24 protein-coding genes are annotated in these 25,931 nt (G+C 72.9%); 7 read left to right on the top strand and 17 right to left on the bottom strand.

Features of this window, described 5'->3' with window-relative positions; translation table 11 throughout:
• Positions 1-379: 379 nt before the first annotated feature.
• Genes CHF15_RS02890 through CHF15_RS02880 form a run of 3 tightly spaced genes read left to right on the top strand, consistent with a single transcriptional unit; the run spans position 380 to position 3,586 of the window.
• On the top strand, positions 380-1,624 hold the full coding sequence (locus CHF15_RS02890) for a glycosyltransferase family 2 protein (RefSeq protein ID WP_089221961.1): 1,245 nt from the start codon (positions 380-382) through the stop codon (positions 1,622-1,624).
• A 52-nt stretch (positions 1,625-1,676) separates the two neighbouring features.
• Positions 1,677-2,879: a non-hydrolyzing UDP-N-acetylglucosamine 2-epimerase gene (gene wecB, locus CHF15_RS02885; protein WP_245938630.1), complete on the top strand. Its 1,203-nt coding sequence runs from the start codon at positions 1,677-1,679 to the stop codon at positions 2,877-2,879.
• Complete coding sequence (locus CHF15_RS02880; RefSeq protein WP_089221959.1) at positions 2,876-3,586, top strand: DUF6250 domain-containing protein; 711 nt, start codon at positions 2,876-2,878, stop codon at positions 3,584-3,586. The genes wecB and CHF15_RS02880 overlap by 4 nt, the downstream gene beginning before the upstream one ends.
• A 62-nt stretch (positions 3,587-3,648) precedes the next feature.
• Here CHF15_RS02880 and CHF15_RS02875 read toward each other — a convergent pair whose 3' ends face one another.
• From CHF15_RS02875 to hisI, 14 genes are all read right to left on the bottom strand, one after another.
• Positions 3,649-5,109 carry a glutamate synthase subunit beta gene (locus CHF15_RS02875; RefSeq protein WP_089221958.1) on the bottom strand — a complete coding sequence of 487 codons (1,461 nt, stop codon included), beginning with the start codon at positions 5,107-5,109 and terminating at the stop codon, positions 3,649-3,651.
• The gene (gltB, locus tag CHF15_RS02870) at positions 5,102-9,688 is read right to left on the bottom strand and encodes a glutamate synthase large subunit (protein ID WP_089221957.1); all 4,587 of its coding nucleotides are present in this window, start codon (positions 9,686-9,688) and stop codon (positions 5,102-5,104) included. Before gltB ends, CHF15_RS02875 begins: the two co-directional genes overlap by 8 nt.
• Before the next feature lie 275 nt (positions 9,689-9,963).
• Positions 9,964-10,737, bottom strand: coding sequence for a VIT1/CCC1 transporter family protein (locus tag CHF15_RS02865; protein ID WP_245938629.1), 774 nt, complete (start codon positions 10,735-10,737; stop codon positions 9,964-9,966).
• A gap of 192 nt (positions 10,738-10,929) precedes the next feature.
• Complete coding sequence (gene lgt / locus CHF15_RS02860) at positions 10,930-12,024, bottom strand: prolipoprotein diacylglyceryl transferase (RefSeq protein ID WP_089221956.1); 1,095 nt, start codon at positions 12,022-12,024, stop codon at positions 10,930-10,932.
• A 76-nt stretch (positions 12,025-12,100) separates the two neighbouring features.
• Positions 12,101-12,988 (bottom strand): DsbA family protein, encoded by an 888-nt coding sequence (locus CHF15_RS02855; RefSeq protein ID WP_089221955.1) that lies wholly within the window; start codon positions 12,986-12,988, stop codon positions 12,101-12,103.
• A 75-nt stretch (positions 12,989-13,063) separates the two neighbouring features.
• Positions 13,064-13,873 (bottom strand): tryptophan synthase subunit alpha, encoded by an 810-nt coding sequence (gene trpA, locus CHF15_RS02850; protein WP_089221954.1) that lies wholly within the window; start codon positions 13,871-13,873, stop codon positions 13,064-13,066.
• Entirely contained in the window at positions 13,870-15,114 is a 1,245-nt protein-coding gene (gene trpB / locus CHF15_RS02845) for a tryptophan synthase subunit beta (protein WP_089221953.1), read from the bottom strand. Before trpB ends, trpA begins: the two co-directional genes overlap by 4 nt.
• Before the next feature lie 203 nt (positions 15,115-15,317).
• The gene (gene trpM / locus CHF15_RS46680) at positions 15,318-15,455 is read right to left on the bottom strand and encodes a tryptophan biosynthesis modulator TrpM (protein WP_375818389.1); all 138 of its coding nucleotides are present in this window, start codon (positions 15,453-15,455) and stop codon (positions 15,318-15,320) included.
• A gap of 8 nt (positions 15,456-15,463) precedes the next feature.
• Positions 15,464-16,273: an indole-3-glycerol phosphate synthase TrpC gene (trpC, locus tag CHF15_RS02840; protein WP_089221952.1), complete on the bottom strand. Its 810-nt coding sequence runs from the start codon at positions 16,271-16,273 to the stop codon at positions 15,464-15,466.
• 148 nt (positions 16,274-16,421) lie between these two features.
• Complete coding sequence (locus CHF15_RS02835) at positions 16,422-16,838, bottom strand: DUF2752 domain-containing protein (protein ID WP_107418523.1); 417 nt, start codon at positions 16,836-16,838, stop codon at positions 16,422-16,424.
• Positions 16,839-16,947: 109 nt separating this feature from the next.
• The gene (locus CHF15_RS02830) at positions 16,948-17,160 is read right to left on the bottom strand and encodes an HGxxPAAW family protein (RefSeq protein WP_018557177.1); all 213 of its coding nucleotides are present in this window, start codon (positions 17,158-17,160) and stop codon (positions 16,948-16,950) included.
• A 123-nt stretch (positions 17,161-17,283) separates the two neighbouring features.
• Positions 17,284-17,943 carry a TIGR02234 family membrane protein gene (locus CHF15_RS02825; RefSeq protein WP_089221951.1) on the bottom strand — a complete coding sequence of 220 codons (660 nt, stop codon included), beginning with the start codon at positions 17,941-17,943 and terminating at the stop codon, positions 17,284-17,286.
• Between the two features lie 57 nt (positions 17,944-18,000).
• Positions 18,001-19,521 carry an anthranilate synthase component I gene (locus tag CHF15_RS02820; protein WP_089221950.1) on the bottom strand — a complete coding sequence of 507 codons (1,521 nt, stop codon included), beginning with the start codon at positions 19,519-19,521 and terminating at the stop codon, positions 18,001-18,003.
• Between the two features lie 32 nt (positions 19,522-19,553).
• Positions 19,554-19,901, bottom strand: coding sequence for a phosphoribosyl-AMP cyclohydrolase (gene hisI / locus CHF15_RS02815; RefSeq protein ID WP_018557174.1), 348 nt, complete (start codon positions 19,899-19,901; stop codon positions 19,554-19,556).
• 81 nt (positions 19,902-19,982) lie between these two features.
• Between hisI and CHF15_RS02810 the strand changes: the two genes are divergently transcribed.
• Entirely contained in the window at positions 19,983-20,762 is a 780-nt protein-coding gene (locus CHF15_RS02810; protein WP_143681512.1) for a hypothetical protein, read from the top strand.
• A gap of 39 nt (positions 20,763-20,801) precedes the next feature.
• Positions 20,802-21,440 carry a TIGR03085 family metal-binding protein gene (locus CHF15_RS02805; protein WP_089221948.1) on the top strand — a complete coding sequence of 213 codons (639 nt, stop codon included), beginning with the start codon at positions 20,802-20,804 and terminating at the stop codon, positions 21,438-21,440.
• A gap of 6 nt (positions 21,441-21,446) precedes the next feature.
• Here CHF15_RS02805 and CHF15_RS02800 read toward each other — a convergent pair whose 3' ends face one another.
• Positions 21,447-22,712: an MFS transporter gene (locus tag CHF15_RS02800; RefSeq protein WP_179279632.1), complete on the bottom strand. Its 1,266-nt coding sequence runs from the start codon at positions 22,710-22,712 to the stop codon at positions 21,447-21,449.
• A 22-nt stretch (positions 22,713-22,734) separates the two neighbouring features.
• Positions 22,735-23,346: a winged helix-turn-helix domain-containing protein gene (locus CHF15_RS02795; RefSeq protein ID WP_089221947.1), complete on the bottom strand. Its 612-nt coding sequence runs from the start codon at positions 23,344-23,346 to the stop codon at positions 22,735-22,737.
• 223 nt (positions 23,347-23,569) lie between these two features.
• Between CHF15_RS02795 and CHF15_RS46560 the strand changes: the two genes are divergently transcribed.
• Both CHF15_RS46560 and CHF15_RS02785 read left to right on the top strand, forming a co-directional pair.
• Positions 23,570-23,737 (top strand): hypothetical protein, encoded by a 168-nt coding sequence (locus CHF15_RS46560; protein WP_179279631.1) that lies wholly within the window; start codon positions 23,570-23,572, stop codon positions 23,735-23,737.
• A 3-nt stretch (positions 23,738-23,740) separates the two neighbouring features.
• Positions 23,741-24,934, top strand: coding sequence for an MFS transporter (locus CHF15_RS02785; RefSeq protein WP_089221946.1), 1,194 nt, complete (start codon positions 23,741-23,743; stop codon positions 24,932-24,934).
• 232 nt (positions 24,935-25,166) lie between these two features.
• Here the strand turns inward: CHF15_RS02785 and hisF are convergent, their stop codons facing one another.
• Positions 25,167-25,931 (bottom strand): imidazole glycerol phosphate synthase subunit HisF, encoded by a 765-nt coding sequence (hisF, locus tag CHF15_RS02780; RefSeq protein ID WP_089221945.1) that lies wholly within the window; start codon positions 25,929-25,931, stop codon positions 25,167-25,169.

Genomic DNA, 25,931 nt, shown 5'->3' with positions numbered 1-25,931 from the left:
GCGCACGCCCCCGAGCTGCGGCGATACGGCGCACGCCCCGCAGGCCACCCCACGCTCCACGCGGGGAACGATGATCATCAAAAAGTATCTGCTAACTTCCTGCCCTGGAGTTCCGGACGGCCTTTCGCACCGGAACACATTGGGGGGACTCACTCATGTACGGAAGGCCCGCACTGGGCACAATGCTGCCGCTGGCCGGCATGGCCACGGCTTCGAGAACTGTCCCTGGCATTCCGTTCGCCAGGGGTTTACAAATAGCGGCAGGAATGGGCTTCCTGCTGTATTGCTTGATCGCATTCGGTCTGATAGCGGCGAGACTCTGGCTCCGCCGGCCCTCGGCCCGTGCGGCGGCGGCCGGCCGCCCCACCGGGGGCGGGTCATGACCGGCCAGTTCGCGTTGTGGGCCGCGACCGCCCTGATCGTGCTGGCCGGGACCTACAACACCACGCTGTTCCTGCTCTCCCGGCGGCACATCCGCCGGGTCCGCCGGCCGGGACGGCAGCGCTTCTACGTCTTCCTGCTCGCCTGCCTCAACGAGGAGAAGGTCCTCGCCGAGAGCCTGGCCCGGATCACCTCGCTGCCCGCCGACAGCTTCGTGGCACTGGTCATCGACGACGCCTCCGACGACCGTACGGCCGAGGTCGCCCGGGCCGCCGACAGTTCACGGGTCTGGCTCTACCAGCGCCGCCTCCCCGACGCCCGGCGCGGCAAGGGCGCGGCGCTCAACGCGGGTGTGCGCCATCTGCGGGCCGCCGGGCTGCTCGGCCACCGCGCCCCCGAGGACGTCGTCATCTGCGTCGTCGACGCCGACGGCCGGCTCGACCCGCACACCATCCAGGCCGTCGACCCCTGCTTCGACGACCCGTCGACCGGCGCCGTCCAGATCGGCGTCCGCATGTACAACCGTCACCTGGGACTGCTGGCCCGGCTGCAGGACATGGAGTTCGTCGTCTACGGCGACGTCTTCCAGAGCGCCCGGCGCTTCCTGGGCAGCGTCGGGATGGGCGGCAACGGGCAGTTCATGCGGCTGTCCGCGCTCGACACCCTCGGCGGCGACGGCCCCTGGAGCGACAGCCTGACCGAGGACCTCGACCTCGGGGTCCGGCTCATCGCCCGCGGCTGGCGCAACCAGTACTGCACCACCGCCGCCGTGTCCCAGCAGGCCGTGCTCGACGTACGGCGCCTGGTGCGGCAGCGCTCCCGCTGGTTCCAGGGGCACCTGCAGTCGGCCAACCTGGTCCCGCTGATCCTGCGCGAGGTCGCCACCCGCCCGGCCCTGGACCTGCTCTACCACCTGTCCAGCCCGGTGCTGATCCTGCTCACCTCGCTGCTGCCGCTCTCCTTCCTGGTCGCCGTCGCGGGCACCGTCCTCGCCTCGTTCCAGCAGGGCCGGCCGCTCGTGTCGCCGATGTGGCTGCTCGGCCCGTACCTGCTCTCCTTCACCGCGGCCTACGTCTACGGCTTCGTCTACGCCAAGCGCGAGCGCACGCTCGGGCTGGTGCGCTCCGTCCTGGTGGCGCACGCCTTCATCCTCTACGGCTACATCTGGTTCGCCGCCGGCTGGTGGGGTCTGTGGCGGATGGCCACCGGCAAGCGCACCTGGCTGAAGACCGGGCGCACCTGACGGCCCACACTTCTCTCACCGCACACCAGCACCACCGTCCCAGGGGGGAACCATGTCCGCTTACCCAGTCGAACTGCCCGAAGTGCCGGGAACCATCCGTGCGATGCTCGTCCTCGGCACCCGGCCCGAAGTGATCAAACTGGCCCCCGTGGCGCGTGCCATGGCGGCCTCGCGGCTGTTCGAGCCGGTCGTGGTCACCACCGGGCAGCACCGCGAGATGCTCCACCAGATGCTGGAGCTGCTCCAGGTTCCCGCCAAGGCCGGGCTCGACGTGATGCGCGAGCGCCAGCAGCTCTCGGAGCTGACCGCGCGTCTGGTGGAGGGACTCGGAGAGGTCATCCGGAACGACCGCCCGGACCTGGTGATCGTCCAGGGCGACACCACGACCGCGCTGACCGGGGCGCTGGCGGCCTTCTACGAACGGGTCCCGGTCGCCCACGTCGAGGCGGGCCTGCGCACCGGCGTCCTCGACAACCCCTTCCCCGAGGAGCTCAACCGCCGGCTGATCGGGCGGATCGCCCGCTGGCACTTCGCGCCCACCCCGCGGGCCGCCACCCACCTGCGCGCCGAGGGCACCCCCGACACCCAGGTGTTCACCACCGGCAACACGGTCGTCGACAATCTGCTGTGGGTGCTCGGGGAGGGCGTCGGCCGCAGCGCGTTCCCCGGCAGCGGCCGCCGCCGGGTGCTGCTCACCCTGCACCGCCGGGAGAACCAGGGCGAGCGGATGCGCGCCATGGGCCGCGCGCTGCGCCGGCTCGGCCAGCGCGGGGACGTGGAGATCCTGCTGCCGCTGCACAAGAGCCCCGCCGTGCGCGACGCGCTGCTGCCCGAACTGACCGGCCACCACGCCGTCCACGTCGTCGAGCCGCTGGGCTACCCCGACTTCGCCGCCACCCTCGCCGACTGCGACCTCGTCCTCACCGACTCCGGCGGCATCCAGGAGGAGGCGCCCAGCCTCGGCAAGCCCACGCTGGTGCTGCGTACGACCACCGAGCGGCCGGAGGCCGTGGAAGCGGGCGCCGCCCGGCTGATCGGCACCGATCCCGAGGCGATCCTGGCGGCCGCGGGCCGGCTGCTGGACGACCCCGCCGAGTACCACCGGATGGCGACCGCGGGCAATCCCTTCGGCGACGGACGGGCTGCCGAACGCGTGCTCGCCCAGCTCGCCGAGGACTTCGGGGAGGACGTGCCCACGGGCCTCTCCTCCGCGGTCCGGCCGCCGCGCGCCCCGGAGCCCTCCCCCGCGGCATGACCACCGCCCTGAGCCCCTCCGCGCCCAGGCCCCTGCGCCCCCCGCGGCGGAGGGGCCCGCGGTCCGCCGGGCTGGTGCTCGCCCTGCTGCTGGTGCTGGGCGCGGTGGTGTACGCCTGCCAGGACCGCGCGAGCGCCGGGCCCGGCTGGACGGACGGCACGGTGCACGGACCCTGGCTCTCGGTGTACGACGGCTACGGCGACAACCGCGGGGACGCCACGTCGCTGCTGCTCACTCCGGGCGCGGCGGACCGGCCGGACGTCACCCACGCGGGCCTGGTGGTCTCCACCGAGGAGTACGGGGACATGGCGTACGCGGCGCGCACCCGGACGCTCCGCCAGCTGCGCACCCCGCGCCCCAACCCCTGGGAGGTGCCGTGGCTGGTCTGGGCGTACCGCGACCCGGAGCACTTCTACTACCTCGCCCTCAAGCCCAACGGCTGGGAGCTGGGCAAGCGCGATCCGGCCTACCCGGGCGGCCAGCGCTTCCTGGCCACCGGTCCGGCGCCGTTCCCCACCGGGCACCGGTACCGGATCGAGGTGGAGCAGCGTGGCGGCACGCTCACGATCACGGTCGACGGACGCTTCCTGACCGCGTACACGGACGCCGAACGCCCCTACACACGGGGCGCCGTGGGCGCCTACACCGAGGACGCCCGGGTGGAGTTCGACGACATCGCAGTGCGGCGCCTGCCCCCGGTCGGGTGAGGGCAGGCGCCGCGTTCCGTTCCGTACGCCCTTGTACGGGACGTCTCAGGTGTGACGGGTGGTCAGACCGTCAGCGGGCGATCCGTCGGGCGGATCGGGGCAGGCAGGATGCTCGCGCCGGTGAGGTAGTGGTCCACCGCGCGGGCCGCGGAACGGCCCTCGGCGATGGCCCACACGATCAACGACTGGCCGCGGCCCGCGTCACCTGCGACGAAGACCCCGTCCACATTGGTGGTGAAGTCCTTGTCGCGGGCGATGTTGCCGCGGGCGTCGAGCTCCAGGCCGAGCTGCTCGACCAGGCCGTTGCGCTGGTCGGTGCCGGTGAAGCCCATGGCGAGGGTGACCAGTTCGGCCGGGATGACCTTCTCGGTGCCGGGCTGCGGGACGAACTTCCCGTCCTGGAACTCGACCTCGACGAGGTGCAGCGCCTTGACGTTGCCGTCCTCGTCGCCCTCGAACCGCATGGTGTTGACGGCGTAGACCCGCTCGCCGCCCTCCTCGTGGGCGGAGGTGACCTTGTACGTCATCGGCATGGTCGGCCACGGCTGGTGCGACGGGCGGTCGTCCGACGGCCGCGGCATGATCTCCAGCTGGGTGACCGAGCGCGCGCCCTGGCGGTGCGCGGTGCCGACGCAGTCGGCGCCGGTGTCGCCGCCGCCGATGACGACGACGTGCTTGCCCTCGGCGGAGACCGGCGGGGCGACGAAGTCGCCCTCCTGCACCTTGTTCGCCAGCGGGAGGTACTCCATGGCCTGGTAGACGCCGCCCAGTTCGCGTCCCTCGACGGGGAGGTCGCGCGCCGCGGTGGCACCCGCGGCGATGACCACGGCGTCGTAGCGCTTGCGCAGCTTGGCGCCGTCCATGTCGCGGCCGATCTCGACACCGGTGCGGAACTTGGTGCCCTCCGCGCGCATCTGCTCGATGCGGCGGTTGATGTGCCGCTTCTCCATCTTGAACTCGGGGATGCCGTAGCGCAGCAGACCGCCGATGCGGTCGGCCCGCTCGTACACCGCGACCGTGTGGCCCGCCCGGGTCAGCTGCTGGGCGGCGGCCAGACCCGCCGGGCCGGAGCCGATGACGGCGACGGTCTTGCCGGAGAGCCGGTCCGGGGGCTGCGGGGTGACGTCCCCGCTGTCCCAGGCCCTGTCGATGATGGTGACCTCGACGTTCTTGATGGTCACCGCCGGCTGGTTGATGCCGAGCACACAGGCGGACTCGCAGGGGGCCGGGCAGAGGCGACCGGTGAACTCCGGGAAGTTGTTGGTCGCGTGCAGGCGCTCGCTGGCGGCCTTCCAGTCCTCGCGGTAGGCGTAGTCGTTCCACTCGGGGATCAGGTTCCCCAGCGGACAGCCGTTGTGGCAGAAGGGGATGCCGCAGTCCATGCAGCGTCCGGCCTGCTTGGAGATGATCGGCAGCAGGCCGCCGGGAACGTAGACCTCGTTCCAGTCCTGCTTGCGCTGCTCGACCGGGCGGGTCGGAGCGGTCTCGCGGGGCGTGGTGAGGAAGCCCTTCGGGTCAGCCATTTGCCGCCTCCATCATCTTCGCGACGGTCTCGGACTCGGAGAGCCCGGCTTGCTCGGCGGCGTTCTTGGCGGCGAGCACTGCCTTGTAGTCCCTCGGCATGACCTTGCCGAAGCGGGTGAGGGTGTGGCCCCAGTCGGCGAGGAGCTTCTCGGCGACGGTGGAGCCCGTCTCCTCCTGGTGGCGGCGCACCACGTCGTGCAGCCACTTGATGTCGTCGGCGTCCAGGTCCTCGACGTTCACCATGCCGGGGTTGACGTTGTCCGGGTCGAGGTCGAGGACGTACGCGATGCCGCCGGACATGCCCGCCGCGAAGTTGCGGCCCGTCGGGCCGAGGACGAGCGCGCGGCCGCCGGTCATGTACTCGCAGCCGTGGTCGCCCACGCCCTCGGACACGACGGTGGCACCGGAGTTGCGCACGCAGAAGCGCTCGCCGGTGGTGCCCCGCAGGAAGAGCTCGCCGCCCGTGGCGCCGTAGGCGATGGTGTTGCCGGCGATGGTCGAGTACTCGGCCAGGTGGTCGGCGCCGCGGTCGGGACGGATGATCACCCGGCCGCCGGACAGGCCCTTGCCGACGTAGTCGTTGGCGTCGCCCTCCAGGCGGAGCGTGATGCCCTTGGGGAGGAAGGCGCCGAAGGACTGGCCCGCGGAGCCGGTCAGGGTGATGTCGACGGTGTCGTCGGGGAGCCCGGCGCCACCGTACTTCTTGGTCACCTCGTGGCCGAGCATGGTGCCGACCGTGCGGTTGACGTTGCGGATCGCGACCTGGGCGCGGACCGGGTCGCCGTTGTCGAGGGCGTCCGCGGCGAGCGCGATCAGCTCGTTGTCGAGCGCCTTCGCCAGGCCGTGGTCCTGGTCGGTGGTGCGGTGCCTGGCCGCGCCCTCGGGCAGGTCGGGCACGTGGAAGAGCGGGGCCAGGTCCAGGCCCTGCGCCTTCCAGTGGTCGACCGCCGCGGTGGCGTCGATCAGCTCGGCGTGGCCGACGGCCTCCTCGATCGAGCGGAAGCCCAGCTCGGCGAGGAGCTCGCGGACCTCCTGCGCGATGAACTCGAAGAAGTTCACCACGTACTCGGCCTTGCCGGAGAAGCGGTCGCGCAGCACCGGGTTCTGGGTGGCGATGCCGACCGGGCAGGTGTCCAGGTGGCACACCCGCATCATCACGCAGCCGGAGACCACCAGCGGCGCGGTCGCGAAACCGAACTCCTCGGCGCCCAGCAGGGCGGCGATGACGACGTCGCGGCCGGTCTTGAGCTGACCGTCGGTCTGCACCACGATGCGGTCGCGCAGGCCGTTGAGCAGCAGCGTCTGCTGGGTCTCGGCCAGGCCCAGCTCCCAGGGGCCGCCCGCGTGCTTCAGCGAGGTCAGCGGGGAGGCGCCGGTGCCGCCGTCGTGGCCGGAGATCAGCACGACGTCCGCGTGGGCCTTGGAGACGCCCGCCGCGACCGTGCCCACGCCGACCTCGGAGACCAGCTTCACGTGGATGCGGGCCTGCGGGTTGGCGTTCTTCAGGTCGTGGATGAGCTGCGCCAGGTCCTCGATGGAGTAGATGTCGTGGTGCGGCGGGGGCGAGATCAGGCCGACGCCGGGGGTGCTGTGCCGGGTCCTGGCCACCCACGGGTAGACCTTGTGGCCGGGCAGCTGGCCGCCCTCGCCGGGCTTGGCGCCCTGGGCCATCTTGATCTGGATGTCGTCCGCGTTGACCAGGTACTCCGAGGTGACGCCGAAGCGGCCGGAGGCGACCTGCTTGATCGCGGAGCGGCGCGCCGGGTCGTACAGGCGGTCCGGGTCCTCGCCGCCCTCGCCGGTGTTGGACTTGCCGCCCAGCTGGTTCATGGCGATGGCCAGCGTCTCGTGCGCCTCGCGCGAGATGGAGCCGTACGACATGGCACCGGTGGAGAAGCGCCGGACGATCTCGGAGACCGGCTCGACCTCGTCGACCGGGATCGGGGCGTGCTCGCCGTCCTTGAACCGGAACAGTCCGCGCAGCGTCATCAGGCGCTCGGACTGCTCGTTCACCCGCTCCGTGTACTGCTTGAAGATGTCGTAGCGGCGGGAGCGGGTGGCGTGCTGCAGCCGGAAGACCGTCTCCGGGTCGAACAGGTGCGGCTCGCCCTCACGGCGCCACTGGTACTCGCCGCCGATCTCCAGCCGGCGGTGCGCCGGGGCGATGCCGGAGGCCGGGTAGGCCTTGGCGTGGCGGGCCGCGACCTCCTTGGCGACCACGTCGAGACCGGCGCCGCCGATCTTGGTCGTGGTGCCGTGGAAGTAGGTGTCGACGAAGTCGGTGTCCAGACCGATGGCCTCGAAGACCTGCGCGCCGCGGTAGGAGGCGACGGTGGAGATGCCCATCTTGGACATCACCTTCAGCACGCCCTTGCCCAGCGCCTTGATCAGGTTCCTGATGGCCGCCTCGGGCTCGACGTCCGAGATGAAGGTGCCCGCGCGCAGCAGGTCCTCGACCGACTCCATCGCCAGGTACGGGTTGACCGCCGCGGCGCCGTAGCCGATGAGCAGCGCGACGTGGTGCACCTCGCGGACGTCGCCGGCCTCGACCAGCAGGCCCACCTGGGTGCGCTGCTTGGTGCGGATGAGGTGGTGGTGGACGGCCGAGGTGAGCAGCAGCGACGGGATCGGCGCGTGCTCGGCGTCCGAGTGCCGGTCGGAGAGCACGATCAGGCGGGCGCCGTCCTCGATGGCGGCGTCCGCCTCCGCGCAGATCTCGGTGAGCCGCGCGGCCAGGGCCTCGCCGCCGCCGGAGACCCGGTACAGACCCGACAGTGTCGCGGCCTTGAGGCCCGGCAGGTCGCCGTCGGCGTTGATGTGGATGAGCTTGGCCAGCTCGTCGTTGTCGATCACCGGGAACGGCAGGGTGATGTTGCGACAGGAGGCCGGGGAGGGCTCCAGCAGGTTGCCGGACGGTCCGACGGCGCTGATCAGCGAGGTGACCAGCTCCTCGCGGATGGCGTCCAGCGGCGGGTTGGTGACCTGCGCGAACAGCTGGGTGAAGTAGTCGAAGAGCAGCCGGGGCCGCTCGGACAGCGCCGCGATCGGCGAGTCGGTGCCCATGGAGCCGAGCGGCTCGCCGCCGGTCTTGGCCATCGGCGCCAGGAGGATCCGCAGCTCCTCCTCGGTGTACCCGAAGGTCTGCTGGCGGCGGGTGACCGAGGCGTGGGTGTGCACGATGTGCTCGCGCTCGGGCAGGTCGTCGAGGTGGATCAGGCCGGCGTCCAGCCACTCCCCGTAGGGGTGCTCGGCGGCGAGCTGGGCCTTGATCTCGTCGTCCTCGATGATCCGGTGCCGGACCGTGTCGACCAGGAACATCTTGCCGGGCTGCAGCCGGCCCTTGCGGACCACCTTGTCCGGGGCGATGTCGTCCAGCACGCCGGACTCGGAGGCGAGCACGACCAGGCCGTCGTCGGTGACCCAGTAGCGGCCGGGGCGCAGGCCGTTGCGGTCCAGGACGGCGCCGACGACGGAACCGTCGGTGAAGGTGACGCAGGCCGGGCCGTCCCAGGGCTCCATCAGGGTGGAGTGGTACCGGTAGAAGGCACGCCGGGCCGGGTCCATGGAGTCGTGGTTCTCCCACGCCTCGGGGATCATCATCAGCACGCTGTGCGGCAGCGAGCGGCCGCCGAGGTGGAGCAGCTCCAGCACCTCGTCGAAGGTCGCCGTGTCGGAGGCGTCCGGGGTGCAGACCGGGAAGATCCGCTCCAGGTCCCCGCCGAAGAGGCCCGAGGCGAGCTGCGACTCGCGGGCGCGCATCCAGTTGCGGTTGCCCTTGACGGTGTTGATCTCACCGTTGTGGGCGACGAAGCGGTACGGGTGCGCCAGCGGCCAGCTGGGGAAGGTGTTGGTGGAGAAACGGGAGTGCACCAGGGCGATCGCCGTGGCGATGCGCTCGTCGGACAGGTCCGGGAAGAAGGGCTCCAGCTGGCCGGTGGTCAGCATGCCCTTGTAGACGAGCGTGCGCGCCGACAGCGACGGGAAGTAGACGTCCGCCTCGCGCTCGGCGCGCTTGCGCAGCACGAAGGCCGGGCGGTCGAGGTCGATCCCGGTCCGGGTGCCCCCGGCGTCCGCGACGAAGAGCTGGGAGAAGTACGGCATCGTCGAGCGCGCCGTGGCACCGAGGGTGTCGGGGCCGATCGGCACCTCACGCCAGCCGAGGACGGCGAGGCCCTCCTCGGCGGCCAGCCGCTCGATGGACTCGACGGCCTTGCGGCGGTCCTCGTCCTCGACGGGCAGGAAGGCCGTGCCGACCGCGTACCGGCCGGCGGCGGGCAGCTCGAAGCCGGCGACCGCCCTCAGGAACGCGTCCGGGACCTGCATCAGGATGCCCGCGCCGTCGCCGGAGTCCGGCTCGGAGCCGGTGGCCCCGCGGTGCTCCAGGTTGCGCAGCACGGTCAGTGCCTGCTCCACGAGCGCGTGGTCCGCCTCACCGGTGAGGGTGGCCACGAAACCGACGCCGCAGGCGTCGTGCTCGTTGCGGGGGTCGTACATCCCCTGGGGGGCGGGACGCCCGTCCATGTGGGCCCGGCCGGAACCGGCGCCGGCGGCCTGGGGGTGCGTGGACGCGGAACGCATCGGCTCTCCCGTCGTCGTCATCTGGCATATGACATGCGCACTAGGGACGACGTTGGCCCTCTGCGATTTCGTGCAGGTTACATGATGGCCGGATGGCCGAAAAGTGGATAGCCAGTTCCATCATGTGGACTGAGCAGCGCTACGAGCAGGCAGTTTTGGGCCAGCATCGCTCACGTGAGACGCAGGCGACACTGCCCACGGCGCCACAGACTGATGCCCTCTGTCGGTCGCGCTGAAACGAGCGGGTAACAAGTCGCTTGTGGCCGTCACCCGGCTCAACCGACGGCGGTGCCGAACAGCGCGCCCAGAACGAAGGTAACCCCGGCGGCGGCTCCGCCCAAGACGAGCTGCCGAAGTCCGCTGAACCACCAGCTGCGCGCCGTCACACGCGCCACAGCCGCCCCGCAGAGGAAGAGACCGATCAGCGCCACGATCACCGCGGGCCAGACCACCGTTGCGCCGAACAGGTACGGGAGCACGGGCAGCAGGGCGCCGACACCGAAGGACAGGAACGAGGAACCGGCCGCGACCAGGGGCGAGGGCAGATCGGTCGGGTCGACGCCCAGCTCCTCGCGGGCGTGTATCTCCAGGGCCATCTCCGGGTCCCTGGACATCTGCCGGGCGACCTCCTCGGCCAGCTCCGGCTCGACGCCCCGAGCGACGTACAGCGCGGCCAGTTCGCGCAGCTCGTCCTTGGGATTGCGGCGCAGTTCCAGCCGCTCGACGTCCAGCTCCGCCTGGACCAGCTCCCGCTGCGAGGCCACCGAGGTGTACTCGCCCGCGGCCATCGAGAAAGCGCCCGCCGCGAGTCCCGCCAATCCGGTGATCACGATGGTGGAGGGGGCCACATTGCCGCCGGCGACGCCGGTCATGAGCGCCAGGTTCGACACCAGGCCGTCCATCGCCCCGAACACCGCCGGACGCAGCCAGCCGCCGCTCACGTCCCGGTGGGTGTGGTGCGCCACGTGGTACGGCGCCGCCTGCCCGTCCTCCCCCGGCGTCCGCTCGGGGGCCGTGCCCAGTGCGCTGCGCTCCACGGCTGACGACATGGTCAAGGTGCTCCTTCCCCCGGGGCGGCGGTCCCCGCGTCCCTCCCTCGAACGCCTCGACCGTACGCTCGAATTCCCTGCGTTTCCAGCAAGGAAAGCCTGCCTTACCTGCGAAAACTCGCCGGGAGGGAAAACGCCGCGGCCGCCGTCACCGGGTGGTGAACGGCGGCCGCGGGCTGCGCGACGTACGCGTCAGAGGTTCTTGGCGGGCTTGGCCTCGGCCTCGACGGGGACGGGGGCGCCGTCCTCCTCGTCCCGGTCCGGGCCGGGCTCCGCCTCGTCGGCGGATGCGGTCTTCTCGCCGTCCCCGTCCGCCGCCTTCTCGTCGGCCGGCTTCGCGTCCGCGTCCTTCGCGTCGGCGTCCTTCGCGTCCGCGTCCTTCGCGTCGGCGTCCTTCGCGTCCGCGTCCTTCGCGTCGGGGTCCGTGTCCTCAGCGGAGGCCTCGGCCGCGGCGAGGGCCGCCGGCTCGACGACCTCCTCACGGCCCGGCCGCAGCCTCGCCGAGACCACCATGTAGGCCACCGCGGCGGCGAAGACCAGGATCGAGGTCCAGTCGTTGAGCCGCAGGCCCAGGACGTGGTGGGCGTCGTCGACGCGCAGGTACTCGATCCAGAAGCGCCCGACGGTGTACGCCGCGACGTAGAGCGCGAAGGCGCGGCCGTGGCCGAGCTTGAAGCGCCGGTCGGCCCAGATGACCAGCACGGCCACACCGACGCACCACAGCGACTCGTACAGGAAGGTCGGGTGGTACGTCGCGGCGTCCAGGCTGTCCGCGGGCCGGTGGGCGCTGTCGATCTTCAGCGCCCAGGGCAGATCGGTGGCGCGCCCGTAGAGCTCCTGGTTGAACCAGTTGCCCCAGCGGCCGATGGCTTGGGCGAAGGCGATGCCGGGCGCCACGGCGTCGGCGTACGCGGGCAGCGGGATGCCGCGGCGCCGGCAGGCGATCCAGGCACCGAGGGCGCCCAGGGCGATGGCGCCCCAGATGCCGAGGCCGCCCTCCCAGATCTTGAACGCGTTGACCCAGTCCTTGCCCTCACCGAAGTAGAGCTCGTAACTGGTGATCACGTGGTAGAGGCGACCGCCGACCAGGCCGAACGGCACCGCCCAGACGGCGATGTCCGCGACCGTGGTCTTCTGTCCGCCGCGGGCGACCCATCGCCTGCTGCCGAGCCACACGGCCACGAAGACGCCGATGATGATGCAGAAGGCATAGCCGCGCAGTGGGATGGGGCCGAGGTGGATGACCCCGCGCGACGGGCTGGGAATGAATGCGAGTTCGAGTTCCATGGCACTCCCGACGCTACCGTGCCGGGCGGCTACGACGGGCACCCGCCCGGCAACGGCTGGATAACGGGAGCGGGGCTCAGCCGCTCTGCGGGGCCGCGGGAGAGCCTCCCGCGGGTGCCGAGCCGCTCGCCGTTCCCGGCGACCCGGACGCGCTCGGCGGGGTGGCGCCCTGCGTCGCGGTACCGGGCTTCTTGCCCTTGTTGGCCTCGGTGACCAGCTGCTTCAGCCGGTCCGCGGTCAAGTTGGGCTGCCCCTTCGCCAGCAGGTTCTCGCCGCCGTTGAGCAGGATGGTGGGCGTGGAGTTGAAGCCGGCGGCGCCGAAGGCCTTGTTGTTGGCATTCACCCAGTCGTCGTACGTACCGTCCTTCACGCAGCTGGTGAAAGCGGGGGTCTTCAGCCCCGGAACCTTGGCCGCCAGCTCCAGCAGGTGGTTCTTGTCGGCGAAGCGGTCGTCGTTCTCCTGCGGCTGGTTCTGGTACAGCACGTCGTGGTACGCGCGGAACTTGCCCTCGTCCTGCGCGCAGGCCGCGGCGTTGGCGGCGTCGAGCGAGCCGGTGCCGCCCAGGTTCCCGTCGATCAGCCGGACGAGGTGGTACTCGACCTTGAGCTGGCCCTCGTCCTGGAGGCCGTGGATGGTGTCGCGGAGCTCGTTCTCGTAGGCCGCGCAGGCCGGGCACCGGAAGTCCTCGTACACGGTCAGGGTGGACGGGGCGTCGCTCGCGCCGTTGGGGAGGGCCAGCTTGTCCTTGCCCGTAGCGCCCGCCGGGGCGACGGCCGGGGCGACGGAGCCGCCACCGCTGTTGGACACCACGACCCCGATGACCGCGCCGACGACCAGGACCCCCACCACGGAGCCCGCGACGATCGCCGTCCTCTTGCGCTTCTGCCGGCGCTGGTCGTCCGCCCGCTGCTCCTGCAGCCGGTCCCGGGCGTTGCGCTTTCCTTCACGGTTCTTCTCGCTCACACCCCGGCACAACGAACCGGGGGCACGCTCGCGCGTGCCCCCGGCCCATGTTTCGCCCGGAAGAGTGAGGCGCCGCTACCGGCGGACGCCCCGGGCCAGGTCCGCGGCGAGCTCGCGCACGCCGGCGAGGCCCCGCTCCAGGTCCGGCGCGTCGAGCAGCCGCTTGACGAACGCGGAGCCGACGATCACCCCGTCCGCGAAGCCCGCCACCTCGGCCGCCTGGGCGGCGTCGGAGACGCCCAGGCCGACGCAGACCGGCAGCTCGGTCTGGGCGCGGGTACGCCGCACCAGGTCCGCCGCCTCGGCGCCGACGCTCTCACGGGTGCCGGTGACGCCCATCAGCGAGGCCGCGTAGACGAAGCCGGAGCCCGCCGCCGTGATCTTCGCCAGCCGCTCGTCCCGGCTGCTCGGGGCGACCACGAACACCGTGGCCAGTCCGTGCTGCTCGGCGGCCTTCCGCCACACCTCGGACTCCTCCACCGGCAGGTCCGGCAGGATGCAGCCGGCGCCGCCGGCCTCCGCCAGTTCTGCGGCGAACCGCTCGGCCCCGTAGCGGTCGACCGGGTTCCAGTACGTCATGACCAGGATCGGCTTCCCGGTCGCGGCATGCGCCTCGCGGACCGTGCGCAGCACGTCCTTGATCCGCACGCCGCCGCGGAGCGCGATGTCGTCCGCGGTCTGGATGACCGGGCCGTCCAGCACGGGGTCGCTGTGCGGAAGGCCGATCTCGACGACGTCGGCGCCGCCCTCCAGGGCGGCCTTCGCCGCCTCGATGCCGCCCTCGACGGTCGGGAAGCCCGCCGGGAGGTAGGCCACCAGGGCGGCGCGGCCCTCGGTCCTGGCGCCGGCCAGGGTCCGGTCCAGCAGCTCGATCTGCCCGCTCACCGCTGTGCTCCTTCAGCCTCGTCGTACAGCCCGAAGTAGCGGGCGGCCGTGTCCATGTCCTTGTCGCCGCGCCCGGAGAGGTTGACCAGGACCAGGCCCTCCTCGCCGAGTTCCCGGCCGATCTGCAGCGCACCCGCGAGGGCGTGGGCGCTCTCGATGGCCGGGATGATGCCCTCGGTGCGGGACAGCAGGCGCAGCGACTGCATCGCCTCGTCGTCGGTGACCGGGCGGTACTCGGCGCGGCCGGTCTCCTTGAGGTAGGCGTGCTCGGGGCCGATGCCGGGGTAGTCCAGGCCTGCCGAGATCGAGTACGGCTCGGTGATCTGGCCCTCGTCGTCCTGCAGGACGTAACTGCGGGAGCCGTGCAGGATGCCGGGCTCGCCGACGGTCAGCGTCGCCGCGTGCTCGCCGGAGTCCACGCCGTGGCCGGCCGCCTCCAGGCCCAGCAGGCGTACGCCCTCGTCCGGGATGAAGGCGTGGAACAGACCGATCGCGTTGGACCCGCCGCCCACGCAGGCGGCGACCACGTCCGGCAGCCGGCCGGCGCGCTCCAGGATCTGGCGGCGCGCCTCGACGCCGATGACGCGGTGGAAGTCGCGCACCATCGCCGGGAAGGGGTGCGGGCCCGCGACCGTGCCGAACAGGTAGTGGGTGCGGTCCACGTTGGCGACCCAGTCGCGGAACGCCTCGTTGATCGCGTCCTTCAGGGTCCGGCTGCCCGACTTCACGGGGATGACCTCGGCGCCGAGGATGCGCATGCGGGCCACGTTGAGCGCCTGGCGCTCGGTGTCGACCTCGCCCATGTAGATGGTGCACTCCAGGCCGAACAGGGCGCAGGCGGTGGCCGTGGCCACGCCGTGCTGCCCTGCGCCGGTCTCGGCGATGACCCGGGTCTTGCCCATGCGCTTGGTGAGCAGCGCCTGGCCCAGCACATTGTTGATCTTGTGCGAGCCGGTGTGGTTGAGGTCCTCCCGCTTGAGGAAGACCCGTGCCCCGCCGGCGTGCCGCGCGAACCGCGGCACCTCGGTGAGCGGGCTGGGGCGACCGGTGTAGTGCACCAGCAGCTCGTTCAGCTCCGCGGCGAAGGCGGGGTCGGACTTCGCCTTGTCGTACTCGACGGCGACCTCGTCCACGGCGGCGACCAGCGCCTCCGGGATGAACTTGCCGCCGAACCGGCCGAAGTAGCCCTCGGCGCTGGGGACCCGGCCCTCGGGGTCGGGGATGAAGAAGTCTTCGGACATGACGTTCTCGGCTCCTTCGGGGGCGCGCGTCGGCGGCCCCCAGGGTTTCGCGTACCAATGGTCACGTTACGGCGCCGGCGGCGCATGGGGCGCCGCCCGCGGCATGGGCGCGCGCCCGCGGCCGGGGAGCACGCAGGGGCGGTCACCGGCGGGACGCCGGTGGGCACGCCCGTGCCCCGGTCTTCAGGCGGACGGCGCCACCGTCAGCGCCATCGGCGCCCGTTGATCTGACCCGGCTCGCAGCCGATGTGGTAGCGCACGCGGCGGCCGAGGACGCGCCGCGCGGGCGCGCGGCAGCCACGGGGACGGCAGCCCCGGGCCAGTCGCGCGTAGCTCGTCATGGTGCCGGTCAGCCCCGCCCGTGGCGCAGCGCGGGGTGCGCGCCGGCGGCGACGAGGTCGGCCACGGCGGCCTTGGGGTCGCGGCCGGTCACCAGGGACTCGCCGACGAGGACGGCGTCGGCGCCGTCGTTGGCGTAGGCGATGAGGTCGTGCGGGCCGCGGACGCCGGACTCGGCCACCTTCACGATGTGGTCCGGGATCTCCGGGGCGACACGGGCGAAGGTGCCTCGGTCGACCTCGAGGGTCTTGAGGTTGCGCGCGTTGACGCCGATGATGCGGGCGCCCGCGTCGACCGCCCGATCGACCTCCTCCTCGTCGTGCACCTCGACCAGCGGGGTGAGCCCGATGGACTCGGCCCGCTCGATCAGGGAGACCAGCGCGTCCTGCTCCAGCGCCGCGACGATCAGCAGCGCGAGGTCCGCACCGTAGGCGCGGGCCTCCCAGAGCTGGTAGGCGGTGACGATGAAGTCCTTGCGCAGGACCGGGATGTCGACCTTGCCGCGGACGGCCTCGAGGTCGGCCAGCGAACCGCCGAACCGGCGCTGCTCGGTGAGGACCGAGATGACGGCGGCGCCGCCCGCCTCGTAGTCCGCGGCGAGGCCCGCGGGGTCGGCGATGGCGGCGAGGGCCCCCTTGGAGGGGCTGGACCGCTTGACCTCGCAGATGACCTTGACGCTGTCCCCCCGCAGGGCCGCCACGCCGTCCTTGGCGTCGCGCGCCTTCGCCGCCCGATCCTTGAGCTCGTCGAGGGAGACCCGGGCCTGCCGCTCGGCAAGGTCCTCGCGGACGCCTTCGATGATCTCGTCGAGCACACTCACGCGAGAGGACCCCTTCCGAAAGCGAAACGATCAAGCCAGTGAGATGTTCCACCGGCACTGCGATGGTAACCGCCGGGCGGCGGAGGACCCGCATCCGGCGGAGCGAGGGCCCGCCGACCGGACGGTCCGGGCGCCGCCCCGGCGCAGGTCAGGGCGCCAGTGCGGCCCCGAACGGAAGGTTCCGGACGACGGTGAAGAGCAGCACGACGCCCGCGATCGTCCACCAGTGGACGGCCCGCAGGGGGAGCGAGAAGGACCTGCCGCGCAGCGTCCGGGTGAGCCAGACCGTCCACAGCACGGCGAAGAGCGCATAACCGGCCACGGCCAGCGCGTTGAGGCCGAGCGCCGCGCCGAAGTCGCCGTGCACGACCGCGTACGCGCTCCGCAGCCCGCCGCAGCCCGGGCAGTACACGCCCCCGTAGCGCAGCAGGGGGCAGACGGGGTAGTGCCCGGCCTCGTTCGGGTCGAAGGTGCCGACGTAGGCGAAGGCGGCGGCGACACCGCCGAGGACGCCCAGGGGGGCGAGGAGGTCACTCGGCTTCGGCCTTGCGGCAGTCTCGGTCACCCGGTGATTGTCCCGCCTCGTGGCCGCCCCGAACAGCCGGGGTGGCCGGAAAGCGCGGAGCCGCCGCCGGCGGTGTGCCGGCGGCGGCTCCGCGCGCCCGTTGCCCGGGTCAGCCGCGCTGCCGCTCCGGCATCGGCTTGCCGAGGCCCGCGGCGCGCATGCCGAGACCGACCAGCCCGCCCAGGGCGGCGACCGCCAGGCCGGCGAACATCCCGATCGGCTCCGCCAGGACGACGAAGGCAGCCGCGACGCAGAAGCCGATGAAGGCGATGGTCACGCCGGTCCAGGCGGCAGGGGTGTGTCCGTGGCTGTTGCCCGCCATGAGTGCTCCCAAGTCGTTCTTCGAGAAAGGGTCGTCAGTTCGTCCGCCCGCGCGATGGCGCGCGTCAGGGGCCATTGTCCCCCGTTGCGCTCACGCTCCGCGCGCGGGGGGTGGCCCGGCGCGTCAGGGCGACTCGGTGGGGTCCTCGCCCCGGTCCAGCGCCTTCCACAGGTCCTCGGGGCGCTCCTCCCCACCCGCGGCGGTGCGGGCGGGGGGCGCCGCCTTGGGGGTGTCGCGGTCGTAGCGGTCCGACATGCCGGGCCAGGTCCGCGCGCGGAGCAGGGCGACCGTGCCGGCCAGCAGCAGAAGCACGCCGCCGGCCGCCGACACACCCGGCCAGGCGCTGGTGGAGGACCCGTTGACGGTCGTACGGGACAGGCCGCTGGCGGTCGCCGCGGCCGCGTCCAGGGCCGCGGTGTCGCCGAACGCGAGCAGCGCCGCCGCGAGGGCCCCGGCCCCGCACAGCGCGAGCAGCCCGCCCACGAGCAGCCGGCCCGCTCCCCGTACGGCGAAGACCGCCACGAGGGCGGCGAGGCCCACCAGCGCGAGCGCTCCCGGCACCCCGGTCACCTGGTGGCCGGAGACCCTGACCGGCATCCCGCCGTCGGCGAACGGCGCGCTGCCCTCCTGCCAGGTCTTGCTCGAGGCCAGGAGTACGACCGCGGCGCCGAGCACGCCGCTCGCCAGGGCGAGGACGAGGCTGCCGCGGCCGCCCGCCCGGCGGGCTGCGGGCTCGGCTGCCGGTTCTGCGACGGTGCTGGGCTGAGGTGCGGGGCTGCTCACCCGACCACTATCCCCCGTCGCCGCGCCGCCCCGGCACGCGGGGCCCGGCCGCGCCGGTCACGCCCCGGCACGCATCCGGCCGGCCGTGGCGACGGCGCGGAGCACCGCGGCAGCCTTGTTCCGGCACTCGGTGTCCTCGCTGACCGGGTCGGAGTCGGCGACGATGCCGGCGCCGGCCTGCACGTACGCGGTCCCGTCGCGCAGCACCGCGGTGCGGATGGCGATGGCGGTGTCGGAGTCGCCGGCGAAGTCCAGGTAGCCCACGGCGCCGCCGTACAGGCCGCGCCGGGTGGGCTCCAGCTCGTCGATGATCTGCATCGCGCGCGGCTTGGGAGCGCCGGAGAGGGTGCCCGCGGGGAAGCAGGCGGTGAGGACGTCGAAGGCCGTGCGGCCGGCGCCGACGCTGCCCGTGACGGTGGAGACGATGTGCATGACGTGGCTGTAGCGCTCGATCGACATGAAGTCGACGACCTCGACGCTGCCGGGTTCGCAGACCCTGCCGAGGTCGTTGCGGCCCAGGTCGACCAGCATCAGGTGCTCGGCACGCTCCTTGGGGTCGGCGAGCAGTTCGTCGGCGAGCGCCTGGTCCTCCCGCGGCGTCGCGCCGCGCGGCCGGGTGCCCGCGATGGGGTGCACCATGGCCCGGCCGTCCTCGACCTTGACCAGCGCCTCGGGGCTGGAGCCGACGACGTCGAAGCCGTCGAAGCGCAGCAGGTACATGTACGGGGAGGGGTTGGTCGCCCGCAGCACGCGGTAGACGTCCAGGGCGCTCGCCGGGCAGGGCGTCTCGAACCGCTGCGAGGGCACGACCTGGAAGGCGTCGCCGGCCCGGATGTACTCCTTGGCCGTCTCCACCGCCGCCTGGTACGCCGCGCCGCCGAAGCGGGAGGTGACCTCCTCCGGGAGCCGGGAGGGCGGCAGTTCGGCGGGCGCGGAGTCCACGGGGCGGGCCAGGTCGGCGGTCATGGCGTCGAGCCGCCGCACGGCGTCGGCGTACGCCTCGTCGACGCCGGTGTCGAGGTCGTTGTGGTTGATCGCGTTGGCGATCAGCAGCACCGAGCCGTCCCAGTGGTCGAGCACCGCCAGGTCGGAGGTGAGCAGCATGGTGAGCTCGGGCAGCTCCAGGTCGTCGCGGGCGTGGTCGCCGATGCGCTCCAGGCGGCGTACGACGTCGTAGCCGAGGTAGCCGACCATGCCCCCGGTGAACGGCGGCAGTCCGGCGTCGTCGTGCAGGTCGCGCGGGGTGTGCAGGGCCTCGATCGTGGCCCGCAGCGCCTCCAGCGGGTCGCCGCCGGCCGGCACGCCCACCGGGGGCGTGCCCAGCCAGTGGGCGCGGCCGTCGCGCTCGGTCAGGGTGGCGGCGCTGCGGACGCCGACGAAGGAGTAGCGGGACCACGAGCGGCCGTTCTCCGCGGACTCCAGCAGGAAGGTGCCGGGGCGCTCGGCCGCGAGCTTCCGGTACAGGCCGACCGGGGTGTCCCCGTCGGCCAGCAGCTTCCTGCTGACCGGGATGACACGGCGGTCCTGCGCCAGCTTGCGGAAGGTGTCGGGATCGGGGGTGACGGTGCCCGTGGTCATGGTCCGCAGCCTAGTGCCCGGGCGCGGCCGCTTCAGGACAGCGGCAGTTCGCCCGCGTCGAAGCAGGTGCGGTCGCCGGTGTGGCAGGCCGCGCCGACCTGGTCGACCTTGACCAGGATCGTGTCGCCGTCGCAGTCCAGGGCCACGGACTTCACGTGCTGGACGTGCCCGGAGGTGTCGCCCTTGACCCAGTACTCCCGGCGGCTGCGGCTCCAGTAGGTGCAGCGGCCGGTGGTGAGGGTGCGGTGCAGCGCCTCGTCGTCCATCCATCCGAGCATGAGGACTTCGCCGGTGTCGTACTGCTGCGCGACGGCGGGCACGAGGCCGTCGGCGGTGCGCTTGAGACGGGCGGCGACGGCTGGGTCGAGCGGGGATTCCATACCTCCATTCTGCCCGCTCCCAGCGGCACGACTTCGGCTCCTGCCCGCACTTCGCTCACCCGCATGGGGCATGCTTCGTCCATGAGTTTTCCTCCGCCGTCGCCGCCCGACGACCCGCGCTCCGGACAGGGCGGCGGTTTTGGGCCGCCCCCCGGGGGGTTCGGCCCGCCGCAGTACCAGCCTCAGCCGCAGTACCAGCCGCAGCCGTCGCCGCCGTACCAGAACCAGCCGCAGTTCCCCGGACCGCCGCAGCAGGGCGGGGGTTACGGCTACCCGCCCCCGCCGCAGCCGCCGCGCGGCGGTGGCGGTGCGAAGGTGGCCGCGATAGCCATCGGCGCGGTCGTCCTCATAGCCGTCGTCGTCGGCGGTCTGGCGATCGCGCTGAACGGCGGCGAGGACGACAAGGGCGCCACCGGGTCCACCGGCAGCAGCCCCACGGCCTCGGCCCCCACCACCCAGGACACGGCGACGGCGTCCACGGAGCCGGACCCCTCGGAGACCTTCCGCAAGTACGTCGTGCTCAGCCCCGGCCAGTGCTTCGACGACCCGGGACTGGACACCGGCGTCACCGAGGTCACCACGGTCTCCTGCAACGGCCCGCACGACGCCGAGGTCATCGCCAACGAGACCATCACGGGCACCTTCGCCACCGAGGCCGCGCTCAAGGCCAAGGTCCTGAAGCTGTGCGAGGCGGACGCCGCCAAGCACCTGAAGGACGTCAAGGACAACCCCGGGTACTTCTACTACGCGCTGTACCCGAAGCTCACGGGCTACCAGTTGCAGGGGAAGAACACCGTCTCCTGCTCCCTGACCCTCAGCAACCGGCCGGACGGCAAGAAGCTGACCAAACCGCTGCCGTAGCTGCTGCCCACCGGCGGGGGCCGGACGTAGGCTGACGGCATGTCGACTCATGCCCAGCGTGAACGTCTGCTCCTCGCCGACCTGCTGGAGAGTGCCGGACCCGAGGCGCCAACCCTCTGCGAGGGCTGGACCACCCGTGACCTCGCCGCCCACATCGTGGTGCGGGAGCGCCGCGGTGACGCCTCGGCCGGCCTGGTCATCCCCTTCCTCGCGGACCGGTCGGAGCGCGTGCGCAAGGAGTTCGCGGAACGGCCCTACCAGGAACTGATCCGGCTGATCCGCACCGGGCCGCCGCGGCTGTCGCCGTTCGCCCTCAAACAGATCGACGAGGCGGCCAACACCGTCGAGTTCTTCGTCCACGCCGAGGACGTGCGCCGGGCCCAGCCGGACTGGTCGCCGCGCGAACCGGACCCCGTCTTCGCCGACCTGCTCTGGTCCCGGCTGGAGCGCTCCGCCCGTCTGCTGGGCCGCAAGTCCCCGGTCGGAGTGGTGCTGCGCCGTCCGGACGGCCAGACCGCGGTGGCGCACCGCGGCGCACCGGTCGTCACGGTCACCGGGGAGCCCGGCGAGCTCCTGCTGTTCGCCTTCGGCCGGCAGGACTCCGCCCGGGTGGAGACGGAGGGCGACAAGGACGCGGTGACCCGGCTGTACGACGCCAGGCTCGGGATCACCGCCTGAGCCCGGCTATCCGGGGCGGCGGGCGAGTTCCGCCCGCCGCAGCGCCGGCGCGGCGACTCCCACGACGGCTCCCGCGGCCGCGACCGCCGCGCTCGCCACGAACACCGGCTGCGGGCCCCAGGCCCCGATGGCGGCACCGGTGAGCGGATAGCTCATCGGCGCGAGGCCGAGCGAGAACAGCGCGGCCACCGAACTGACCCGGCCGAGGTAGGCCGGTTCGGTGAGGGTCTGCAGCAGGGCCCCGCACAGCGCGCCGCTCAGCCCTGCCACCAGGCCGACCACGACCGCGAGGGCGACCGCCCCCGGCAGTGCGGGGACGAAGGCGAAGGCGGCCATCGCGACCGCCGCCAGCCCCAGGCAGCAGGCCTGGGCCAGTCCGGCGCGGGGCAGCCGGCCGCGTACCGTCAGCAGCAGCGAGGCGGCGCCCGCGCCGGCGCCGAAGCCGCTGACGATCCAGCCGAGCCCGGCCGCGCCCCAGCCCCGCTCGGCGGCGACCAGCGCGAGGCCGATGTTGAACGGCCCGGCGAAGCCGAGCTCGCCGACCGCGATGACGACCATGAGCGCGGTGAGCACGCGCCGTCCGCGGAGGTAGCGCAGGCCCTCCACCAGGTCCCGCCAGGCGGTGCCGTCCGCCGGTGCGGACCGGTCGTCGGGCGGCAGCGGGGCGACGCGTACGGCGACCAGCAGCACGAGCGAGACCGAGAACAGCACGCCCGCGGCGGCGAACGCGACGGGGGCGCCGCCGGTGGCGACCGCCGTGCCGCCGAGCGAGGCGCCGGCCACGTTGCCGACCCGCATCGCGATGCCCTTCATCCCGTGCAGCCTGCCCAGTTGGTCCGGGCCGGTGATCCGGGCCGGCAGGGCGCCGACCGCGGGCAGGAACACCGCGTCGACGGCGCCGAAGAGCAGCGCGACCACGGCCAGCGCCCACAGCCCGGGGGTGGTGAGGGCGAGCAGCGCGGCCGCCGCGAACATCACCGCGCACCGGGTCAGATCGCTGCCGATGACGATGCGGCGCGGTCCGAACCGGTCGGCCAGCACTCCCCCGCCGAGCATCAGCACCGCGCGCGGCACGGCGCCGGCCGCGAGCACCAGGCCGGCCCGCCCGGGGTCGCCGGCGCGGGTGGCGGCCCAGGACAGGGCGAGGAACCACACGGCGTCGCCGACGATCGAGGCGGTGAACGCGGCCAGCCAGCGCAGGACGTTGGGGTCGCGGTGGGCGGGGGCGCGGGAGGGGGTCAGGGCGGTTGCGGCGATGGCGGGCGCCGTCATGAGGTCGCGGCTCCTTCGGGGTTCACGGCCGGTAGGGGAATCCGTACAGGTGCACCGCGACGTGCTCGCGGCCCTCGGTGTCGCCCTCCTCCTCGGCGGCGCGCCCGCAGTCGGTCCAGCGCTTCATCAGCTCGCCCAGCTCCTCGCCGAACCGGTGCATCTCCTCGGCGGTGAGCCGGGGCAGGTACTCGGAGCTGAAGGAGGCGTCGGTCCACTCCTTGCCCCAGGCGAGCTGCTGGTCGAGATAGGCGGAGTAGCGCGCGTACCGGGTGGCGAGGAGCTGCCGGGTCACCTCGCCCATGACGGCGGCGCCCTCGGGGCGGTCGGCGAAGTCCGAGGTGCGGAAGGTGAATCCGCGCTCGGAGCTGACCTTCCACCAGCGCTCGCGGCCGTCCGAGCTCTGCCCGGCGGCCTCGGTGATGAAGCCGTGCGCGGCGAGCTTGCGCAGGTGGTAACTGACGAGTGAGACCGCCTCGTCGACCTGGTCGGCCAGTTGGGAGGCGGTGGCGGTGCGGGCGGTGAACAGGGCGCGGTAGAGCTCGATGCGCAGCGGGTGCGTGAAGACCTTGAGCGCGTCGAGGTCGGTGATCCTGCGGGGGTCCGCGCCGGTCTCTTCCGGCTCTTCCTCGGGCATATCCAGGAGGCTAGACAGGAAAGAAAATTTGCGCAACAGAAATTGCGCAACTGATCCTGCACATCGGGCTGCGCTCCGCGGCCATGGACGCGAACCAGGATGAGACGGCTACGGATCTCGAGGTGCCGGGACAGGCCGGCGGCTGCGCGCGGTACGGCGGCGGATCGGGCTGTCCACCGGGGAGGGCGACGACGGCCAAGGCCTGCGCCATGAGGCGGACTTCGTGGTCGACGTGGACGGCGACCCCACGCGTCCGCGCCTGGAGCCGGGCAAGCACACGGCGTACGGCTGGTTCGGCCCGGAAGATTACGAACGGCTGAAGGAGAACCCGGCGTCCGGTGAGACCCTGGTGCACGACGTGATCGCCGCAGCGCTCGACCTCCGTGGGTGACGTGTGCCGTATCTGAAGCTGCTCCGCCGGCCCCATGTGGGCCGGTTGCTGTCCGGTTCGCTCGTCGGACGGCTGCCGACCGCCATGGCGGCCCTGGCCATCGCGCTGGCGCTGCGCGCGGCGGGTGCCGACTACCGGCTGGTCGGCGCCGCCGGGGGCGTCTACGCGCTGTCCGGTGCGATCGGCGGGCCGCTCCTGGGACGGTGGGTGGACCGGCTGGGCCAGCCGCGCGTGCTCGTCCTCTCGTCCCTGGTCTCGGCCGCCGGCTTCGCGGCGCTGGCCGCGGCACCGGGCAGCACGGCGGTGGCCGTGCTGGGGCCGGCCGTCGCCGGGGCGGCTTCGCCTCCGCTGGAACCGTGTCTGCGGGCGCTGTGGCCCGATCTGGTCGAGCCGGACGAACTGGAATCGGCCTACGCCGTGGACGCGGGCGCGCAGGAACTGGTCTTCATCGGCGGCCCGCTGCTGGTCGGCGGCCTGGCCGTGGCGGGCCCGGCCCAGCTGGCGCTGGTGGCCGCGGCCGTCCTCGGGGTGGTGGGCGCGGTCTCCGTCGCGACCTCCGCGCCCTCCCGTGCCTGGGCCTCCGCCGCCCGTTCCGTCCACTGGCTCGGGCCGCTGCGCAGCCGGGCCCTGGTCGTTCTGCTGTGCGCGCTGACCGGCTGCGGGTGGGCGCTGGGCACGTTCAACGTCTTCGCCGTCGCCTATGCCGAGCGCCACCCGCTGCCCGGCGGCGCCGGCACCCTGCTGGCGCTGAACTCCACCGGGGCCCTGATCGGCGCCCTGCTGATCGCCGCCCTGCCCTGGCGGGCGGACGCGGCCACCAAGGCGGCCGTCACCGGCGCCGGGATGGCCCTCGCCTTCTGGCCCTTCACCCTGGTCCCCGGCCCGCTGCCGATGGCGCTGGTCGCCCTGTTCAGCGGGGTGTTCTTCGCGCCGCTGCTCACCGTGGTCTTCCGGCTCACCGGCGAACTGGCCCCGGCGGGCACGGTGACCGAGGCCTTCGCCTGGCTGGTCACCCTCGTCACCACGGGCATCGCGGGCGGCTCCGCCGTCAGCGGACTGATCCTCGCCGACGGCTCCCTCTCCACGGCCGCCGTCAGCGCCGCCGGCGGCGTCACCCTCTCGGCCCTCACCCTCGCCGCCGCGCGCCCCTTCCTGGCCCGCGGCCGCATCGCCGTACAGGCGGCCGGCCAGGCCTAGAACGGATCGCCGACCCGGCACGACCGGGCCCGCCCCCTGACGGGTGCCGCGGGTGCCGCCCGGAGGCGGCCGGGCCCTGTCGTCGAAGTCCCTCCCCCAGCCCTCGGCCCGGGGAAATCGCCGAACCGTCCGAGCAACCCCCTACGAGGACGACTCTCCGCCCTGCGATGCGCCGCACCGGGGACACCTCCCAGCGCAAGCCGGGGGAACCGCGGGGCCCGCCCGGGGGCGGCTAGCGCACCGGGTGGCCCGCGTCCCGCAGCGTCTGCTTGACCTCGCCGATGCGCAGGTCGCCGAAGTGGAAGACGGAGGCGGCCAGGACGGCGTCTGCACCGGCGGCGACGGCCGGGGGGAAGTCGGTGAGGCGGCCCGCCCCGCCGGAGGCGATCACGGGAACGGTGACGTGCTTGCGGACGGCGGCGATCATCTCGGTGTCGTAGCCGTCCTTCGTGCCGTCGGCGTCCATCGAGTTGAGCAGGATCTCGCCGGCGCCGAGCTCGGCCGCGCGGTGCGCCCACTCCACCGCGTCGATGCCGGTGCCCTGGCGGCCGCCGTGCGTGGTCACCTCGAAGCCGGACGGGGTCCCGGCCTCGGTGCGGCGGGCGTCCACGGAGAGCACCAGCACCTGCCGGCCGAACCGCTCGGCGATCTCGCGCAGGAGATCGGGCCGGGCGATCGCTGCGGTGTTGACGCCGACCTTGTCGGCCCCGGCGCGCAGCAGCTTGTCGACGTCGTCGGCCGAGCGCACTCCGCCGCCGACGGTGAGCGGGATGAAGACCTGCTCGGCGGTGCGCCGCACCACGTCGTAGGTCGTCTCGCGGTTGCCGGAGGACGCGGTGATGTCGAGGAAGGTCAGCTCGTCGGCGCCCTCGGCGTCGTAGAGCTTGGCCATCTCGACGGGGTCTCCCGCGTCCCGCAGGTTCCGGAAGTTGACGCCCTTGACGACCCGGCCGTTGTCCACGTCCAGGCAGGGGATGACTCGGACCGCCACGGTCAT

It is taken from the genome of Actinacidiphila glaucinigra, from assembly GCF_900188405.1.
Classification (GTDB): domain Bacteria; phylum Actinomycetota; class Actinomycetes; order Streptomycetales; family Streptomycetaceae; genus Actinacidiphila; species Actinacidiphila glaucinigra.
The sequence above is the reverse complement of the archived record's forward strand: the minus strand, read 5'-3'. Positions and strand labels throughout refer to the sequence as shown.

Excerpts from the sequence above, each read along its gene's own strand:
- CHF15_RS02795 (WP_089221947.1), bottom strand. The coding sequence starts at position 23,346 with ATGCCCGAGGAAGAGCCGGAAGAGACCGGCGCGGACCCCCGCAGGATC.
- CHF15_RS02865 (WP_245938629.1), bottom strand. The coding sequence starts at position 10,737 with ATGTCGTCAGCCGTGGAGCGCAGCGCACTGGGCACGGCCCCCGAGCGG.
- CHF15_RS02890 (WP_089221961.1), top strand. The coding sequence starts at position 380 with ATGACCGGCCAGTTCGCGTTGTGGGCCGCGACCGCCCTGATCGTGCTG.
- CHF15_RS02800 (WP_179279632.1), bottom strand. The coding sequence starts at position 22,712 with ATGACGGCGCCCGCCATCGCCGCAACCGCCCTGACCCCCTCCCGCGCC.
- gltB (WP_089221957.1), bottom strand. The coding sequence starts at position 9,688 with ATGCGTTCCGCGTCCACGCACCCCCAGGCCGCCGGCGCCGGTTCCGGC.
- hisI (WP_018557174.1), bottom strand. The coding sequence starts at position 19,901 with ATGGAATCCCCGCTCGACCCAGCCGTCGCCGCCCGTCTCAAGCGCACC.
- hisF (WP_089221945.1), bottom strand. The coding sequence starts at position 25,931 with ATGACCGTGGCGGTCCGAGTCATCCCCTGCCTGGACGTGGACAACGGC.
- trpB (WP_089221953.1), bottom strand. The coding sequence starts at position 15,114 with ATGTCCGAAGACTTCTTCATCCCCGACCCCGAGGGCCGGGTCCCCAGC.
- lgt (WP_089221956.1), bottom strand. The coding sequence starts at position 12,024 with ATGGAACTCGAACTCGCATTCATTCCCAGCCCGTCGCGCGGGGTCATC.
- CHF15_RS02805 (WP_089221948.1), top strand. The coding sequence starts at position 20,802 with ATGTCGACTCATGCCCAGCGTGAACGTCTGCTCCTCGCCGACCTGCTG.
- CHF15_RS02830 (WP_018557177.1), bottom strand. The coding sequence starts at position 17,160 with ATGGCGGGCAACAGCCACGGACACACCCCTGCCGCCTGGACCGGCGTG.
- CHF15_RS02820 (WP_089221950.1), bottom strand. The coding sequence starts at position 19,521 with ATGACCACGGGCACCGTCACCCCCGATCCCGACACCTTCCGCAAGCTG.
- CHF15_RS02875 (WP_089221958.1), bottom strand. The coding sequence starts at position 5,109 with ATGGCTGACCCGAAGGGCTTCCTCACCACGCCCCGCGAGACCGCTCCG.
- trpM (WP_375818389.1), bottom strand. The coding sequence starts at position 15,455 with ATGACGAGCTACGCGCGACTGGCCCGGGGCTGCCGTCCCCGTGGCTGC.
- wecB (WP_245938630.1), top strand. The coding sequence starts at position 1,677 with ATGTCCGCTTACCCAGTCGAACTGCCCGAAGTGCCGGGAACCATCCGT.
- CHF15_RS02810 (WP_143681512.1), top strand. The coding sequence starts at position 19,983 with ATGAGTTTTCCTCCGCCGTCGCCGCCCGACGACCCGCGCTCCGGACAG.
- CHF15_RS02880 (WP_089221959.1), top strand. The coding sequence starts at position 2,876 with ATGACCACCGCCCTGAGCCCCTCCGCGCCCAGGCCCCTGCGCCCCCCG.